The following is an 18027-nucleotide window of genomic DNA, read 5'->3' as shown; positions in this document are numbered from 1 at the left end:
GAAAAAGGGCTAAACTCGGTTTAGCCCTTTTTGGTGTATCATCACTTATTCTGTTTTGGAAAACGTTAGGCCGATATGAGCAAGTGCCTGCGGTAAATCCTTACGAATGGTGATGTCTTTAAATGAAATATTCGATTGAATCGCATTTAGCGCAAGGTCTTGCTTTATTCCTGTTAAAACAGCTGAAATGCCTAAAAGTCTTAACGTTTGCGCATAGCTGACCAAGTATTGAATGCTTTGTTCATTGAGTCGTTTTGTCCCTGAAACATCAATGACCAAATGAGAGAGCGACAGCCTGTAGCTTTCCTGTAAAATGGTTTCTAAAATATGCTGCGCACGTGTCTCTTCGATATCACCAAGAAGAGGGAGCACGGCGACACCGTCAACAACAGGTACGATCGGTACAGATAATTGCTGAATCTGCCGATTGGCCTGGTCGAGTTCTAAGACGTAACTCAACAAAGATGCCATCGTTTCAAACATATGAACATGCTCTTCTGTAAATTGCTGCGGCCTTAGATCAAGTCCACAAATGGTTCCATAGTTCGTACCATCAGTAAAATCGATGGGAACCCCAATAAATGATCCGCCTTGCAGCTGTTTCGTGACGTCTAAGTTTTTTGAACGCTCGTCCAAGCGGATATCAGGGATCAACAGCGTATCGCGATGATCGACCGCCAGCTTGCAAAATGTCTTCTCGTAAGGATTTTCTTCCCCTTCTTCAAGAAGCTGCTCGTCGTGATTTAGCACCTTCACAATCTGATTGGTGTTTTGATCATTTTTAGCAATAAACAGTGTATTCACATGAATGAATTGACTCATCATGTTTAAAATACTTGTAGAAGCATCATGAAAATTGCGAAACTGTTTTAATAGTTGTTGACGAGGCATGGATTAGGACTCCTTGTAGCTCCGATCAATGGCCGGAACAATAGTTGATTTGTCTCTATCATACAAAATCAAACGAGAAATAGATATACTTTAATGCGCAAATCGTGCGAGATCAAAAAGACTGCCGATCCGGAGATCTGACAGTCTGCTGATTAAATGGAGACAGGCACCGTGGACATAGAGAAAAATTCCTCATATAAGGCTTGAACGGCTTCTTTTTCTTGAGCCGCTTTGACGCCAAACATCATGCTCACCTCTGAAGAGCCTTGGTTGATCATTTCAATATTCACTTTGGCTTTTGACAGCGCTTTTGCCGCTCTTGCTGTTGTACCAACATTATGACGCATCGCTTCTCCTACGACCATAATAAGCGAGAGGTTCCGCTCTAGAACGACTTCATCTGCATCAAGTACAAGCTTTAATCGGTCTAAAAGCTCTTGTTCAATCTGCTGCTCCTCCAGCTGATCCTGTCTTAAAATAATGGTCATATCATCAATGCCAGAAGGCACGTGTTCATACGTAAGTCCATATTCCTCTAACGTTTGCAACACCTTACGTCCAAAGCCCACTTCTCGGTTCATCAAATACTTAGAGATATAAATACTGCAAAATCCATTGTCTGATGCGATTCCCACAACAGGGCCATTCGTATGATCCCGTTGATTTACAATTTTCGTGCCTTTGGCCGTTGGATTATTGGTGTTCTTAATCTGAACAGGAATGCCTGCCCGAAAGGCTGGAATAAGTGCCTCATCATGAAATACAGAAAAACCCGCATAGGACAATTCACGCATTTCACGATATGTCAGCTCTGTGATTTCCTTTGGTTCATGAACGATCGTTGGATTGACGGCGTAGACTGCATCCACATCCGTAAAGTTTTCATACACATCTGCCTTCAGTCCATTTGCCAAAATGGAACCGGTAATGTCTGATCCACTGCGGGAAAAAGTGACGATATCACCCGCTAGACTAAAACCGAAAAAGCCAGGGAACACAATGATGCCAGAGCGTTCTCTTAATTTGTACAAATGATCATACGATTCTGGAAGGACTTGCGCTTGACCAGGCTCGTCGCTGACAAATAGACCGGCTTCTTTTGGATTCACATAGTGCGCTTCGACGCCTTGATGCTGAAAGTAGGCTGCAATCAGCTTTGCGTTATTATCTTCACCGCTTGCTTTAATCGCATCAAGATAACGCTCAGGCTGAGAAGAATCAGCCTGTAATAACGTGTTTACATCTTGCCGGATGGTGTCAATAATGTCATGACCTAACCCCAGCTCATCCGCAATCGAGGCATATCGCTCGATGACAGCTTCTTGTAAATCGTGTGCTTCACCTAAACGTAAATATTGTTCACCGCAACTAATTAATAGATCGGTGACCTTCGTATCCGTTGAATGCCGTTTTCCTGGTGCGGAAACAACGACTGCTTTTCGAGCTGGATCTGCTGTGACAATGTCAAATACCTTTTGCAGCTGCTTGCCAGAAGCAAGAGAACTGCCACCAAATTTAACGACCTTCAATGCATACATCTCCTATAGTAAAAATTTTCTCACAAATTGAATAGTTTCTATTATCAACTCTTTTCTTCAAATTATCAAGGTTTTTCTTCTCTATATGAACAAATGTGTTTTCTGAGAGGACGATGTGTGTAAATATATGAAAAAAGAGCCGGCGATATGCCGAGCTCTTTGTCTTTATGAAGAAGAGGAGGAAGAAGATAACTCCTGCTTCATCACTTTGTTTTTACGTTTTTCTTTTAAGAAGAATGAAAGGACAAGTCCAATGACCGCAATAGCACCAGATACGATAAATGACGTATTCATGCCATGAACGGCTGACTTCATTGGATCGGATAATGCTGCATTGGCAGCAGAGCTGCTCATAATGGAGACAAGCACAGCCGTCCCGATAGAGCCGCCCATTTGTCTCATCGTATTATTCATTGCTGTCCCGTGCGGAATCAAATGCGGTGGTAACGAGTTAATACCTGCTGTTGTCAGCGGCATCATGATCATCCCAACCCCGATTAAGCGAAGCGTGTAGGCCACTGTAATGAGGGTAATCGATGAATCAAGGCTCAGCATCATAAATGGCAGGGAAGTGACAGCTAATATCGTAAACCCGCCTAGAGCCAGCCCTTTACCGCCGACTTTGTCAAAAATTCGTCCGATAATCGGTGATAGGAATCCCATAAAGAGAGCCCCTGGCAATAAGATCAGCCCTGTATCAAGGGCAGATAACCCTCTGACATTCTGCGTATAGAGCGGCAGAATCGTCTCTGTTCCAATCAGTAAAGCAAAGACGAGCATACCGAGGAAGGTCGTTAAGCTAAAGATCGCAAACTTAAAGACGCCAAACTCAAGCATCGGTCTTTTCAAATTCGACTGACGCAGGATAAAGAAGAACAAGCTCACAGCGCCGACAATGAGTGAAATAAGAACGGTCGCACTCGTCCAACCATACGTTCCGACACTTGAAAATCCGTACAGCAGTCCACCAAATCCGAAGGAAGACAGGATCACCGATAAGACATCGATACGAGTGTCTCTTTGCTGGGTGACATTTTTCATTAAGAAGAAAGCAAGAATGAGATCAATAATACCGATTGGAAGAACAATATAGAATAAGAACTTCCAGCTAAAGGAATCGACAATCCAGCCGCCAAGTGTTGGTCCAAGCGCCGGTGCGAATGAAATCACAAGTCCGACCATACCCATGGCTTGCCCGCGTTTTTCTTTTGGGAAAATGGTTAAAAAGATCGTTTGCATGAGCGGCATCAAAATCCCTGCACCAGCTGCCTGCACGATACGTGCTGCAAGTAGCACTGGGAAATTCGTGGCGAACGAAGCAAGAATAGTACCTGCTGTAAAAATGCTAAGAGCCGTTAAGACTAAGGAACGGCTTGAAAATTTCTCAATTAAAAAGGCCGTAATTGGGATGAGAATCCCGTTTGTCAGCATAAAGGCTGTGGTCAGCCATTGGCCTTTACTGACATCAATATTGAACTCTTCCATGATATGCGGGATCGCTGGAATGAGAAGCGTTTGGTTTAAGATCGCAACGAACGCCCCAACGAGGAAAATCCCAACAATCACAGACCGGTTATACGATGTTGTTGATTGGTTCATATTATCCCTTCTTTATCTATAAAATAATGCTTTTCAGCTGTGACACGTTTTGAGATAAGACGCTGTGTTTGCCTAAATAATCAAGCAATGAGCTAATTAAAAAGGTTCTCGGTTGGTCCTTTGACAGTTCTTGACTCAGCAGCTCAAACGCAGAGAGGAGATCGTCCTTTTCTTCTCCGTTTGATAGTGTGTGAAGCTCTTGTTTCATCTTTGTTAAGTACGAGATGACAAGCTTTTCTTCATCATATTCTTCCTGTGTGGAAAGCAAATAAGAGTCCATCAGCTGATCTGTTAGCACAGGCTCAATGGAGCAAGGCTTTATTGATACACGGTCCATCACACCGATGATCATTTCGGCGGCATTTTCTAATTGGATGTTCTTGTGCTCAATCGCCAACATCAAGATGAATTCTCTCATTAATCCGTTGAGGACAATCACAAGATCCCACACATAAGGCGCAACAGATTCACCATATGTGCTTAAAATCATGTCTCTGTGCCGCTGCATGATAATGGAGCGTGTCTCACGTAAATGCTTAATGACGATGGGCGAATGCTGTGAAAAAGCTTCAAAGGACAGCATATTCAAAAATTTATGATTCTCTTTAAACTCTTCAAGCTCAAGCTTAATCTTTTTTGTGAATTTTTCCTTTTTGGACAGCGTCGTTTCGGAATGAATGATCTGAGAAATCTCTCTCATTTTGCGCTGATTGTATTTAATCAGTTCCAATAGAAGAGCTTCCTTTGAATCAAACAGTTTATAAATAGACGCTTTTGATATTTTACAGGCATCAGCAATTGACTGCATGGAGACACTCATATAGCCTTTTTGAGAAAATAATTTCTTCGATACCCGCAAAATCTCTTCTTGCTTTTCGTTCATCTTCATAAGTCCTTTCCGAATCGGCAAAACCATATGGTCACAATGGAAACCGAGTGGTCACTTTTGCTATGATAACAAAACCAATGGCACATGACAAGAAAATGAACTTAAAAAAATACCTGCCCCAATGACAGGTATTTATCCTTCCGCATGTGCGGCATATATGTGGATTTGTCCGTTACGTTCGATGATCAAAAGGTCTTTCCGCTCCTTGACAGAGTAAATAGGTGTTCCTTTTTTCAACCGAGAAGCTGTTCCATGTTCAAAATGTTTGGCAGCTGTTTTCTGAATGACACCTACTTGCTGGTGTTTTGTTACATTTAATGATTTTGTCCAATCTATGTTTGTTTCATAGATCGTTTCTTCCCATTGAAATAAATCTGCCTGTGGATCGAGAGTTAATAACTCTTCTGCACTAGGTGGTTTTGACTCAAATTGCTGAACAGATTGGCAGGCGCATAAGCTCGTTGCCAATAAGAGCATGAATAAGCAAGTCCATATTGTCCGTGTCAAATAAGGTTCTTCCCTTCAAAATAGTGTCTATGAGTCATAGTCGTTTCCATAGGTTGTCGCGTTACAATGTCATAGGCGAGTAACGAGATTGTATGTTAGAACAAAATACGATACATTTATCGTATGAATAATCCAAATCATCCAACCCAAGAAAACATGAGACTCATTTCTGTGCTGCAAGCATTGGCTGACCCTGTTCGGCTGGAGATTGTCCGCTGCTTAGCAGAAGCGGGTGAGAGAACATGCGGTACGTATCATATGAACATTGCCAAGTCCACGCTGTCGCATCACTTTAAAGTACTAAGAGAGGCAGGCATCGTGAAAGTGAGAATTGACGGGAAGCACCGTTACTACTCTCTCAGAAAGGATGACATTGATACCGCTTTTCCAGGCCTCTTGTCATCCGTTTTAGCTGTAGACAAGGAGCGGTGGTAAGAGAATCTTGCATCAACAAATGACAAATCCCCAAGGCATTGTAACCTTGGGGATTTGTGATGCGTCTCGTGTAAAACGGAATTAGGCCATTGAATGATCCATAGACAGATGGACAATGTCATAAATGTGAATCTGCTGCTCTATATTCTCTGGCAATGAGTCCATAAAAGAATATTTGACGCATTTCCATTTATCGGGGTTATATACGATGACTTCACCCTTATTGTCGTTAAAATGGGAAAAGAGATGGGCGATATCTAGGTTTTCAAGGCAATCAGTAGGATGAATCGTCACATACTCTTCAAGAACGAATGTGCTACGATGAAAATCATCTGTTAAATGAACGGAATACGTGATGCCAATATTGATTTGTTTCCAGCCAAAAGAACGTAAAATATGATCAAATGACCCCTTAAACACAAAATCCGTCATGCCCTCAGATTGTTTCCAAATATACAATGGGCAATAGCCATTGTGTAAACTTCTATTTTTGTCTTTTTCAGTGATCAAATAAGCTTTAAATAATAAATCCTGATATCCATCTGTTTTCCATCCATTGTTCAGTACTCTTTTTCTAATGATATTCATATCATAATCCGCAGGCAGATCCACATGATATTGCATGGCATGCATTGAAACACTCCCTTTCAATAGCCATCATAATCGACTTCAAACCAGTTGAATAATACATATTTGTGTTATTGTTATCACAAAAAGTGATAGGTGATCATGATGAATATAAATGATTTGATTATTTTTATAGAGGTGTATCAAAAAGAATCGATTAATCAAGCGGCTAAAGCTTTAGGGTATGCGCAATCCAATATTTCTCAAAGAATTAAAGCGCTTGAAACTTTATATGATGCAACATTTTTTATCCGGCATCATCATGGAATCAGTTCAACAGGACAGGGGGATTTATTTTATCAATACGCTCAAAAAATCGTAAAAGAAACGAAGGACATTCAACAAAAATTGACTTCACAGAAAAAGACCGTTTTATGCTCTGAACTTCTATTTAACGTTTTATACGAGCAGCATGTTTTAGAGGATATTCAAGCCACTGATTTTATCATTGCTTCATCAAGTACGATCAACAAAAAGTTAACAGAGGATGTGTATGATCAAATTATTTCTTTTAATCAAATGGAAAAACCGGAATATCAATTAAAAGAGGTAAAGAGCTTGGCATTGAACGTGTATGGAAAATCTAAAGAAATATACGATGATGATATTTCATTGGTCGTGAATCGTGATCAGATTTGCCCATTAAGACATGAGGCAAGACGTATGCTGGGTGATCGAACCCTATTTGAGTTAGATTCGTTTGAAGGAATGATCAAAATCGTTGAACAGGGAGATGGTATTGCGTTACTTCCAACCAACTTAAAAAGCATTCAAACACTCGTGAAATTGCTAGAAAAAAATATTCACATCAACTATTACGTTTATGAAAGAATGTGATCGTAACACTCCTCTATGGGGATAGTCCCGTCAAAGGAGTGCCACGATTCATCTACATGAGCTGTTTTATTTCCCATAAATCGAGTCATACAGGCGTTTCACCGCTGGCTTAATATCCTCTGGCCGCATATGAGAGAAACCGAGGACAAGCGGGACAAAGCCTTCTTTGTGACCAGGCACATGCTCATCAAGGGTAAAACGGTCCATCCCGTACATTTTCAGCTTTCGGTCTTTGGCACGCTGTAAAATCTCATGCTGCGTCCGATCTGAGCGGAATTCTGCGATAAAATGCAGCCCTGCATTTTCCCCGATAATCCGTACGTTGTCACAAAAGACAGTGTCGAGCTCTCCAATGAGCTGTTTTCGTTTTTCCTCGTATAGCCCATTCATTCTTTTAATATGCCGCTGATAGGCGCCATCTTTTATAAAATAAAGAAGGGTGTATTGTGTAAAAAGGTTGGCCGTTTGGATGAAAAAGTGCTGTTCTTCCTTATAGCGTCTTAATAAATGTTGCGGTAGCACCATGTAGCTGATCCTCAAGCCGGGCAGCAATGATTTCGAAAAGGTCCCCATATAAATGACTTTGTCATAGCGGTCAAGGCTCTGCAGCGCCGGTATGCTGTCTGTGCCGTACTTAAATTCACTGTCATAATCGTCCTCAATGATATAGCGATCTGGCTGATCAGCTGCCCAGTTTAATAGCTGTATCCGCCTAGAAATCGGCATGATCACCCCTGTTGGGAACTGATGAGAAGGCGTAATGATCAAGACATTTGGCTCTTTCTTCTGAATATCGCTCATCCGCACCCCTTTTTGATCAATGCCAATCGTTTCAATCCGGTGATGATTGTTTTTCAGCATTTGATACAGTCTGCGGTAGCCGGGGTTTTCTAATCCATATATTTGATCAGCTGGAAGGATGCTAGATAACGAATGAATGAGCGACTGTGTACCTGCACTTAAAATGAGCTGTTCAGGGTAGCATTTGACCCCTCGTGCAAGTCCAATCAGCCGGGCAATCGTTTCCCGCAGCTCATAGACGCCTTGTGGGTGCGGCAGCTCACCAAAGGCGTCTTGGTGGAGATGAATCGCTTTTTGCTCACTTTTCAGCCAGCTTTTAAAAGGAAAATTGGCTGTATCAACAGAAATATGTGAAAAGGAATACCAGTCATCTCGCTCAATCGGATTTTCCTTTAAATCTGCTGGAAGGGAAGAGGGTTTCAGTTGACCTGATTCATGAAATGTTTCCAGTGATTCCACAAAAAAGCCTTTCCGTTCAACTGAATATAAATATCCCTCGGCAAGCAGCTGCTGATAGGCGCCATTCACTGAATTGACGCTGACGTTTAAAGTATCTGCTAACTCTCGTTTAGATGGTAATTGATCGTGTGGTTGCAGGTTACGGTTTAAAATTTCCTCTTTAATTTTTGTATAAATTTGATGATAAATAAATCCGTTTTCCCCTGTTTGATCTAGTTGAATTGTCAGCATCTCGTCATTCCATCCTCTCTGGTACCATGAAAAAAATGATATTGGTACTTTCTATCATACCAAAAAATATTCAGAATAATAAAAAAGACATAAAGGGGATGGATGACAATGAGTCAAACGACAACAAACCGTTTTTCAACAGAGGAATGGCAGGGGAAAAGAGATCAATACGTCGCAAGAGGCGTAAGTAATGGCAACCGTCATCTTGCAGCGAAAGGAAAGGGAGCCGAGCTTTTCGATATTGATGGCAATCGTTTTATCGATTTTGCAGGGGCCATCGGTACATTAAATGTAGGACACTCTCATCCAAAGGTTGTGGAAGCAGTCAAAGCGCAGGCAGACAGCCTGATTCACCCAGGATTTAATGTCATGATGTACGAATCCTATATCGAATTAGCAGAAAAGCTATGCCACCTTACACCAGGCGACCATGACAAAAAAGCCATTTTCTTAAATTCAGGTGCAGAAGCGGTTGAGAACGCAGTGAAAATTGCCCGTAAATATACGAAAAGACAAGCGGTTGTCTCATTTACAAGAGGGTTCCACGGAAGAACGAATATGACGATGAGCATGACAAGCAAGGTCAAGCCTTATAAATTTGGATTCGGCCCATTTGCATCAGAGGTCTATCAAGCGCCGTATCCTTATTACTATGAAAAACCTGAAGGATTAAGCGATGCAGCCTACGACGAATACATCATTGATCAGTTCAATCAATTCTTTGTCGCAACCGTTGCACCAGAAACGGTCGCTTGTGTGGTGATGGAGCCAGTCCAAGGGGAGGGCGGATTCATTGTACCATCGAAGCGTTTTGTCCAGCACGTCGCTTCATTCTGTCAGCAGCATGGAATCGTATTCGTGGCAGATGAAATCCAAACAGGATTTGCAAGAACAGGGAAATATTTTGCGATTGAGCACTACGATGTGGTGCCAGACTTAATCACTGTGTCAAAATCACTTGCAGCTGGCCTGCCGCTGAGCGGTGTTGTTGGCAGAAAAGAATTGCTGGATGCAGCGGACCCAGGGGAGCTAGGAGGGACGTATGCTGGCAGTCCATTAGGCTGTGTGGCAGCTTTGGCTGTACTTGATATTATTGAAACAGAACAACTGAATGAACGATCTGAACACATTGGACAAGTCATTGAGGACAAAGCGAATGAGTGGAGAAGTAAGTACTCATTCATCGGGGAAGTCCGGCGATTAGGGGCAATGGCGGCCATTGAAATTGTGGAAGATCAAACAACGCGTACACCAGATAAGAAGACAGCCGCAGCGATTGCAGCCTATGCAAACAAGCACGGACTACTCTTATTAACGGCAGGGATCAATGGGAATATTATTCGCTTTTTAACACCACTTGTCATCACAGATGAGCTGCTGCAAGAAGGACTAGGGATTATCGAAGACGCCTTCACAGCACGCTAAACAACAAAGGGGGATGGTTGTATGCAAAAACAACAAATGGCTAAAACCATGTCGCAGTCAGACGTACTGTTTTTATCCATTGGTGCAATGCTTGGCTGGGGCTGGGTTGTACTTTCGGGAGATTGGATTTTAACAGCTGGATTTTTAGGAAGTGTGATTGCCTTTGTCATAGGGGGCATTCTCGTGATCTTTATTGGACTAACGTATGCAGAGCTTTCCTCTGCGATTCCAGAAACAGGCGGAGGACTCGTCTTTGTCCAGCGGGCATTTGGGATCAAATCAGCGTTTGTCTCCGCATGGGGCGTATTGTTCGGTTATGTGTCCGTGATTACGTTTGAAGCGGTCGCACTTCCGACAGTCATTGACTATGTCATTCCAACACAGCATGTTGGTTTCCTATGGAATATAGGAGGATGGGATGTTTACTTTACATGGGTGTTGATTGGATCTGGCGGTGCGCTGTTTTTAACAGCTCTGAACTACATTGGCGCAAAGCCTGCTGCCATTTTTCAATCGGTGTTCACAGTGGCCATTATCCTGACAGGTTTTCTTCTATTAGGCGGAGCTACATTTAATGGAGATTTTGCAAACCTTGAGCCGATGTTTCAGGGCGGGGTTGGCGGTCTGATGGCTGTGTTAGTGATGATTCCCTTTTTATTCGTTGGGTTTGATGTCATCCCGCAGGTAGCGGCGGAGATTAATGCACCTAAGAAGATCATCGGGAGAATTTTGATTATCTCCATTGTGAGTGCGGTTGTATTTTATCTACTCATTGTCTTTGGAGTAGCGGCAGGATTGTCAAAAGGTCAGCTTGAGGCTTCATCACTGGCAACAGCAGATGCCATGGTACAGCTTCTTGGTCATCAGGCGTTTGGGACTGTGCTTGTCATTGGTGGTGTAGCAGGCATTGTGACGAGCTGGAATGCATTTATCATTGGTGCAAGCCGTATCCTCTACGCAATGGCGGAAAGAGGCATGATTTCCAAATGGTTTGCGTATATTCATCCGAAGTATAAAACACCGACAAATGCCATTTTGTTCTTAGGTGCACTTGCATTTTTTGCACCATTACTAGGCCGACCTGCCCTCGTGTGGATTGTTAATGCAGGCGGTGTGGGCATCATCGTTGGGTATTTGATTGTGTCCATTGCCTTTATGAGACTTCGCAAGAAAGAACCTGAGCTTGAGCGACCATACCGCATTAAATATTGGCGGACGACCGGCGTTTTAGCCATTGGACTTAGTTTCCTTTTTCTTTCATTTTATTTTCCAGGGATGCCGGCCTCCTTATCATGGCCAGCTGAATGGATTTTGCTTTTAGGTTGGGCACTCATTGGGTATATACTATATGTAATGAATCCAAGAACGAAGGAGAAGGTAGAGCATGACAAACGAACTCAAAGTGTATAATCCTGCAACCGGAGAAGAAATTGCCTCAGTTGCTCAGCATACAAAAAAACAGATTGAAGCTGCGATCACTCGCTCACACAAAGCATTCAAAACATGGGCAAAAACGTCAGCCCATGAACGTGCAAATATCATTCGCAAGTGGTTTGATCTCATGATTGAGCATAAAGAAAGGCTTGCAAAAATCATCACAGAAGAAAACGGGAAGCCGTATCAAGAAGCATTAGGGGAAATCGTCTATGCCGCTGGATATATTGAATGGTACGCAGAGGAAGCAAAGCGGATTTACGGCAGAACGATCCCGTCTCATACGACAAACAAGCGCCTATTTGTCACAAAACAGCCAGTCGGTCCTGTTGCCGCCATTACACCATGGAATTTCCCTGCGGCGATGATTACAAGGAAGGCTGCACCAGCGCTTGCGGCGGGCTGTACGTTTATCGTGAAACCTGCTGAAGACACGCCGCTTACGGCCATTGAGCTTGTGAAATTAGGCCATGAAGCCGGAATTCCAGAGGATGCCTTGCAATGGGTGATTGGAGATGGAAAAGAAGTGGGGGAAATCTTCACAGATAGTCCATTGATCCGCAAGATCACGTTTACTGGCTCAACACCAGTTGGAAAACATCTCATCAAAAACAGTGCGAGCACAGTGAAACACGTTTCTATGGAACTTGGCGGTCATGCCCCGCTGATCGTAGATAAGGACGCCAACCTTGAATTGGCTGTGAAACAAGCAGTGGCATCTAAATTCCGTAATGCAGGTCAGACGTGTGTTTGTGCCAATCGATTAATTGTCCATGAAGAAATTCATGAAGCATTTGCGCAAAGTTTCAGCAAAGAAGTGGAAAAGCTGAAAGTAGGAAATGGGTTTGAGGAAGGCACGTCCATCGGACCGATTATCAATAAGCGAGGCTTCGATAAAATTGTCGACCAAATTCAAGATGCCGTGGATAAAGGGGCGAAAGTTCTTGTCGGCGGCGATACACATTTTGACGATGAGAAGTCGTATTATTTTGTTCAGCCGACGGTGCTAACTCATGTCGATCCTTCAATGAACATTATGCATGAAGAGACGTTTGGTCCAGTTGCACCCATTACGACATTTAGCACATTAGATGAAGCCATTGAATTAGCGAACGATACACCTTTTGGACTTGCGGCTTATTTCTTTACAGAGAATTACCGCAATGGTCTCTATATATCTGAGAATCTAGATTACGGGATTATTGGCTGGAATGACGGCGGACCATCCGCTGTGCAGGCACCTTTCGGCGGTATGAAAGAGAGCGGTATTGGCCGTGAAGGTGGCATCGAAGGCATCGAGCCTTATTTAGAAACGAAGTATGTGTCAATTGGTTTAGACGAATAACATGTGAAAAAGACTGTCCGAGAAGCCTCGGTAGTCTTTTTTATGTTAAACAGCCGGTGGGAAAAGTTGATCCACCGTTTCTTTTGTTTCTTTGAGAATCTCGTGGATGTCGTCTGCAGATGCTTGTTCCATGCTGCTGAACAAGAGCCGTTCGACTGGCTCAACGCCGATCAGATCGAAGGCGGCTGTATCTGTCGTCATGTGATGGCTGGGGGTGATGATCATATTTGAATCAAGAAAGGTCCTCGGTGCATCATGCGTATTAATAATGACCCCTTTTTTGTCTCGAAGCAGATTTTTCACCACTCCGTTTTCATTGATCTCATACGCAAACCCCTCTGAAAAAACGCGCTCCACATAACCCTTTAGCATCGCCGGCAAGCCTGTCCACCATATTGGAAAGATAAACGTGAGGACATCAGCTTGTTGAATCAGCTTCTGCTCTCTTTGAACCGGTACCGGCACATGTCCGTTTCTCATGGCAACCTTTTCTGCTGTTGTCAGCTCTGGCGGAAAGCCAATGCTATACACATCACGAACCGTCACATCATGACCATTGTTCAAAAGAGTGCTTACAACAAGATCTAATAGGGTTTGATTTAAGCTTTGCTGGGGATGAGCAAATATGATTAGATGGTTCATCTCATAGCCTCCTAGGTGGTCATGTGTCTCATTATGGCATGCACGAGTATCCTATTCAATCCTATATTGGAAATGATAGGTTGGGAAAATAAAAAGCGACCGCTTGAAAAAACGATCGCTCATGTAAGGCTTATTTCTTTCTAAAAGCAAGTCCAAGTGCAATCAATGCCACAACTAAGGCTGCAATGGACAGACCAAGAACAAGTGGTGAAGAAGAAGAAGAGGCTGTTTCAGATGCCTTTTCTTCTTTTGGTTTTTCTTGACCATGTGAATCCGTTACGGTATTAGACGCAACAATGTTTGTGATCGAATGAGGCTTATCAGCGTCCTTGTCGCCAGTCCATTCAACTACTGTTCCATCCTTGTAATATTGATAGGCATCCCATGCCGCTTCGCCGGCTTTTTCAGGGTTTTTTGCGACAAACACGAATTGCTGGAACTGGCCAGCAAGGACACCATCGCCAGTTGCTTCCCAAGTGACTCTTGTGACTTTTCCGTTTTTCTCTTCAGTTGTTGTTTTCCAGCCAGGCACTGGCTCGTATTGCTGGAATTCTACGCCTTTAGGCATCGTGATGACAACCTTTGTTGTCGGACTGTCGCTTTCAGAAGGTACTTTTAACGTATAGGTTTCCCAAGCATTCGTTGCAGATGTATCAGGTTTGACTGTCACGTGTGCACTCACAGGAATCGCCAGTAAAAATGAAGCGAGAAGCATTGGTAATAAAGCTTTAACGTATTTTTTCATATGATATGAACTCCTTTTAGTTTCTTCTAATGAATGTCGTATCGATGTTGTCAAAAGAACCAGTTAATGCATGAATCTCAATTTTCCAAGTGCCTTTTTCATTTAGTAAGAGGTTTTCAGCCGAGAAGTGTCCATTCTTTAATCGTTTCAGCTGAAATTCGTTTGGCGTTTCATCACCGAACAAGGAGACTTTGTGGATCTTAGCTGTCACAGATTGAATGTCTGTGATCGTTTGTCCATCCTTCTTCGTAAATGCCACCTCGAACGTGTTTTTACCAGGAGCATTCGGGGTAATGCTCAAAGACACAAGGTCACGATGCTCCACCTGATTGGCTCCAAAGAATGGCTCTGGTGCAGGCGGCGGAGGGCTTGGGATATTGGTGAATACGGCTGTTAATAGTAAAATAGCGATCCCAATGATCCACTCTGCTCGTAAAGATACGTTTCGTTTCTGCTTCTTTTCCCATCTCAGCATCAAATAATGGACGAGCCCAAGTAGACCCATGATGATAAATAAACCAAGTTTGATTAAGAAGGTGCGTCCATAGGCTGATTGGAAAAGGGCATCAAATGATTGCAGGATAAAAATCGCATTCACAAACCCAGAAAACACAATCAGTCCAACTGAGAGCAGTGCCCACGGATGAAAAGCTGTCAGGGTGCTGCGTATGAGCGGCTGATCTTCATTCGGCAGTTTCTTCATCAAAAGAAGGACAATGGCTGTTAAGCCGCCGACCCAAATAGATGCAGAAACGAGATGAATGAAATCGAGTGACGTTGTCAGTATTTTATTATCTGTAGCGGCTGGATGACCGATTTGTGCTTTCAGCCAAAGAAGCACGATGAAAATGAGCAGTGGAAACAGCCATACCCGGAAGGAAGTGAAGTTTCCTTTTTTCATCGCCACAATTGTCCAGATCGTCAGTAGAACAAATGACGCCATTAGCATCATCCACAGACTCCCGCCCGAAGTCGACGCAATGGTTTCTTGTAAAAGCGATGGTTGAAATGCCCCTAAAAAGGACACGTCTGCTGCTGATTTTGTTTGAATCGGTAGCTGAAACAAGAGTGCTCCGCCCATCATGATCAGTGAAACAGTCAAAAGTCGCTTCATTCGCCGGGCTAAAACGTCGGTTATGGCCGCTTTAAACCATAGAAGCCCAAATAAAATGGTTCCAAGAAATAAGCTAAATGACGTATACAGAAAGGCTTTGTCAATGGTTGAAGCCATGTCGATGGATTCACTTGATTGTCCTTGATCTAATTGATCAAATCCTCCATCCGCTTTTCCGATACTAAACGGAATCATGCCAGCCACAGAGTGTCCATCGGCTGATACCGCATTCCATTGAATGGTGTAAATTCCTTTAGGTAAATTCTTTTTTAAAGCTGCTTCCATGATCTTTTGCTCTTTGATGACCGTATCTCCTTGATCGACACGATCCCCTTTTGCATTGAACACCTTAATGGCATGAAATCCGCTTTCGATTCCTTCACTAAAGGTGATCGAGACTGCAGGAGGCTGCTGATCCAGCTCTTCATTTGCTACTGGATTTGAGCTCACCACATATGCATGAGCAAATGCTTCTTTTGGAATGAAAAATGAGAACATGAAGATGAGCAGCAGAAGCCACTTACGATATTTCAACAATGTGAATAACCGCCTTTCTACCTATGAAAATGTCTCATGTATCAGAAAGAAAGCGGCAGTAAACTGTGAGTCACAGAAAAAACCGCTCTTTCTATTGTACCGCCCACTCTAAAAGGTAAACGAAACAAATAGCAAGATGGTTCACTTTTTCTGTGTCATGTCTTGTCTGCGCAGACGTTTCTTGAATGTTTGATCAATATAAGCCTATTCGATTTATGTAAAGGAAACAAGAAGTGACGATTTGAAAGTTGTGAAATTCCAATGAATTTTCGAGAAAATGCCGGCTGATTCACCTTTTCAGCCACTATCTTCTATGATCTGAAAGAGAATTCACATCATTTTTCAATTTTGTCACACACTAAGTGACAAAGTGACATTTAGTTTCAATTGAAGGGAAAGTGAAAGCGTTTTACGATAGGTATAAGGGCTTCACTGACTCTTGTTCTTATATCTTTTGACCTATAAAGCCCGAAATAAAGGGAGAGAAGAAAGGGGTTTTCACAGATGCAGGAAAAAAGCGGATTCCGCGTGAAAGTACAGCGCTTTGGAAGCTATTTAAGCGGCATGATTATGCCGAATATTGGTGCATTTATTGCATGGGGACTCATTACAGCTTTGTTCATTCCAAGTGGTTATCTTCCGAATGAACAATTAGCTACACTCGTTGGACCGATGATTAACTACTTACTACCGCTCTTAATTGGTTACACAGGCGGTAAACTCGTCTATGACCATCGAGGCGGAGTGCTCGGTGCTACGGCTACGATTGGCGTCATTGTTGGCTCAGACATTCCAATGTTTTTAGGTGCCATGATCATGGGACCGCTTGGCGGTTATCTCATAAAGAAAATTGACCAGCTGTTCAAAGACCGAATCAAATCTGGCTTTGAAATGCTTGTGAATAACTTTACGGCAGGTATCCTCGGTGCCATTCTCGTTGCCATTGCATTCTATGCCATCGGCCCAGTGGTACTAGGTCTGAATAAAGCCCTTGCGGCAGGTGTAGATATCATTGTCAATGCTCATTTACTACCGCTGGCAAGTATCTTCATTGAACCAGCAAAAGTATTGTTCTTAAACAATGCGATTAACCAAGGTATTTTAGGTCCGTTAGGGGTGGAGCAAGCAGCGAAGACAGGGCAGTCTGTTCTGTTCTTGCTTGAAACAAACCCAGGGCCAGGTTTAGGTGTTCTTCTTGCGTATATGTTCTTTGGAAGAGGAAATGCGAAACAGTCTGCACCAGGTGCCATTGTGATTCAGTTCTTAGGAGGAATCCATGAAATTTACTTCCCGTACATCTTAATGAAACCAAAACTTATTTTGGCTGTCATTGCAGGGGAGCAAGTGGTGTCCTGACGTTCACATTATTAAATGCAGGATTAAAAGCTGTGCCGTCACCAGGGAGTATTATTGCGCTTATGCTGATGTCGCCAAAAGGCGGTCATCTTGCGGTTTTAGCAGGGGTTGTCGTAGCAGCCATCGTATCGTTCCTTGTTGCATCTGTCATTTTGAAAGCGTCTAAAGAAGTTGACGAAGACTTAACAGCAGCAACAGAAAAGATGCAGGACATGAAAGGCAAGAAAAGTGCAGCGGCCGCTGCTCTTACAGCACAAAATGAAAACGCTGAAGCAAACGAGCAAGCAGCATCTCCAAGTGACGTCAATCCAGATGACGTGAATAAAATCATCTTTGCCTGCGATGCAGGGATGGGCTCAAGTGCAATGGGTGCGTCCATTCTGAAAAACAAAGTGAAAAAGGCAGAGCTTGATATCGATGTGACAAACACATCGATCAGCAACATCCCAGACGATGCGGATGTGGTCTTTACTCATAAAGATTTAACAGACAGAGCCAAGGCAAAGCTGCCAGGCGCTGTGCATATCTCAGTGGATAATTTCTTAAACAGCCCGAAATATGATGAGCTGATTGAGAAATTGAAAAAATAACATGACGAAACGGGTTGAGTCCAAT

The 18027-nt window shown here is 43.0% G+C and carries 15 protein-coding genes and 1 pseudogene; 6 read left to right on the top strand and 10 right to left on the bottom strand.

Going from position 1 to position 18027, the window contains the following annotated elements; translation table 11 throughout:
• Positions 1 to 45 precede the first annotated feature (45 nt).
• The 5 genes from KFQ09_RS07470 to KFQ09_RS07450 all read right to left on the bottom strand — a co-directional run bounded on the left by KFQ09_RS07470 (position 46) and on the right by KFQ09_RS07450 (position 5424).
• On the bottom strand, positions 46 to 891 hold the full coding sequence (locus KFQ09_RS07470; RefSeq protein WP_007498153.1) for a GAF domain-containing protein: 846 nt from the start codon (positions 889 to 891) through the stop codon (positions 46 to 48).
• 152 nt (positions 892 to 1043) lie between these two features.
• Positions 1044 to 2420 carry an aspartate kinase gene (locus KFQ09_RS07465; RefSeq protein ID WP_255836171.1) on the bottom strand — a complete coding sequence of 459 codons (1377 nt, stop codon included), beginning with the start codon at positions 2418 to 2420 and terminating at the stop codon, positions 1044 to 1046.
• Between the two features lie 174 nt (positions 2421 to 2594).
• The gene (locus KFQ09_RS07460) at positions 2595 to 4028 is read right to left on the bottom strand and encodes an MDR family MFS transporter (protein WP_007498149.1); all 1434 of its coding nucleotides are present in this window, start codon (positions 4026 to 4028) and stop codon (positions 2595 to 2597) included.
• Between the two features lie 16 nt (positions 4029 to 4044).
• Positions 4045 to 4911, bottom strand: a complete 867-nt coding sequence (locus KFQ09_RS07455) for a TetR/AcrR family transcriptional regulator (RefSeq protein ID WP_255836170.1) — start codon at positions 4909 to 4911, stop codon at positions 4045 to 4047.
• Between the two features lie 138 nt (positions 4912 to 5049).
• Positions 5050 to 5424, bottom strand: coding sequence for a hypothetical protein (locus KFQ09_RS07450; protein ID WP_019743157.1), 375 nt, complete (start codon positions 5422 to 5424; stop codon positions 5050 to 5052).
• Positions 5425 to 5547: 123 nt separating this feature from the next.
• Here KFQ09_RS07450 and KFQ09_RS07445 point away from each other — a divergent pair, with 123 nt between their 5' ends.
• A complete protein-coding gene (locus KFQ09_RS07445) occupies positions 5548 to 5859 on the top strand; it encodes an ArsR/SmtB family transcription factor (protein WP_007498144.1) in 312 nt (103 codons plus the stop codon).
• Positions 5860 to 5940: 81 nt separating this feature from the next.
• On the opposite strand, the gene KFQ09_RS07440 is transcribed toward KFQ09_RS07445, so the two are convergent.
• Entirely contained in the window at positions 5941 to 6492 is a 552-nt protein-coding gene (locus tag KFQ09_RS07440) for a DUF4865 family protein (RefSeq protein WP_048002393.1), read from the bottom strand.
• 99 nt (positions 6493 to 6591) lie between these two features.
• Between KFQ09_RS07440 and KFQ09_RS07435 the strand changes: the two genes are divergently transcribed.
• Positions 6592 to 7323 (top strand): LysR family transcriptional regulator, encoded by a 732-nt coding sequence (locus KFQ09_RS07435; protein WP_255836169.1) that lies wholly within the window; start codon positions 6592 to 6594, stop codon positions 7321 to 7323.
• A gap of 66 nt (positions 7324 to 7389) precedes the next feature.
• Here KFQ09_RS07435 and KFQ09_RS07430 read toward each other — a convergent pair whose 3' ends face one another.
• Positions 7390 to 8814: a MocR-like transcriptional regulator GabR gene (locus tag KFQ09_RS07430; RefSeq protein ID WP_255836168.1), complete on the bottom strand. Its 1425-nt coding sequence runs from the start codon at positions 8812 to 8814 to the stop codon at positions 7390 to 7392.
• A 108-nt stretch (positions 8815 to 8922) separates the two neighbouring features.
• Between KFQ09_RS07430 and gabT the strand changes: the two genes are divergently transcribed.
• Genes gabT through KFQ09_RS07415 form a run of 3 tightly spaced genes read left to right on the top strand, consistent with a single transcriptional unit; the run spans position 8923 to position 13018 of the window.
• Complete coding sequence (gene gabT / locus KFQ09_RS07425; protein WP_255836166.1) at positions 8923 to 10239, top strand: 4-aminobutyrate--2-oxoglutarate transaminase; 1317 nt, start codon at positions 8923 to 8925, stop codon at positions 10237 to 10239.
• Between the two features lie 21 nt (positions 10240 to 10260).
• On the top strand, positions 10261 to 11649 hold the full coding sequence (locus KFQ09_RS07420; RefSeq protein WP_129548094.1) for an APC family permease: 1389 nt from the start codon (positions 10261 to 10263) through the stop codon (positions 11647 to 11649).
• On the top strand, positions 11624 to 13018 hold the full coding sequence (locus tag KFQ09_RS07415) for an NAD-dependent succinate-semialdehyde dehydrogenase (RefSeq protein ID WP_108611487.1): 1395 nt from the start codon (positions 11624 to 11626) through the stop codon (positions 13016 to 13018). The genes KFQ09_RS07420 and KFQ09_RS07415 overlap by 26 nt, the downstream gene beginning before the upstream one ends.
• 45 nt (positions 13019 to 13063) lie before the next feature.
• Here KFQ09_RS07415 and KFQ09_RS07410 read toward each other — a convergent pair whose 3' ends face one another.
• The 3 genes from KFQ09_RS07410 to KFQ09_RS07400 all read right to left on the bottom strand — a co-directional run bounded on the left by KFQ09_RS07410 (position 13064) and on the right by KFQ09_RS07400 (position 16056).
• The gene (locus KFQ09_RS07410) at positions 13064 to 13660 is read right to left on the bottom strand and encodes an NAD(P)H-dependent oxidoreductase (protein ID WP_065459847.1); all 597 of its coding nucleotides are present in this window, start codon (positions 13658 to 13660) and stop codon (positions 13064 to 13066) included.
• A 130-nt stretch (positions 13661 to 13790) separates the two neighbouring features.
• Positions 13791 to 14405: a YcnI family copper-binding membrane protein gene (locus KFQ09_RS07405; RefSeq protein WP_017358509.1), complete on the bottom strand. Its 615-nt coding sequence runs from the start codon at positions 14403 to 14405 to the stop codon at positions 13791 to 13793.
• 16 nt (positions 14406 to 14421) lie between these two features.
• On the bottom strand, positions 14422 to 16056 hold the full coding sequence (locus KFQ09_RS07400) for a copper resistance CopC/CopD family protein (protein WP_255836165.1): 1635 nt from the start codon (positions 16054 to 16056) through the stop codon (positions 14422 to 14424).
• A gap of 504 nt (positions 16057 to 16560) precedes the next feature.
• On the opposite strand from KFQ09_RS07400, the pseudogene KFQ09_RS07395 reads away from it, so the two are divergent.
• Positions 16561 to 18002 (top strand): annotated as a pseudogene (locus KFQ09_RS07395) (PTS mannitol transporter subunit IICB).
• The last annotated feature ends 25 nt before the right edge of the window (positions 18003 to 18027 follow it).

Origin of the sequence: Bacillus sp. FS02 (assembly GCF_024398395.1) — a bacterium.
In the GTDB taxonomy this organism is placed as follows: Bacteria; Bacillota; Bacilli; order Bacillales; family Bacillaceae; genus Bacillus; species Bacillus altitudinis.
The sequence above is the reverse complement of the archived record's forward strand: the minus strand, read 5'-3'. Positions and strand labels throughout refer to the sequence as shown.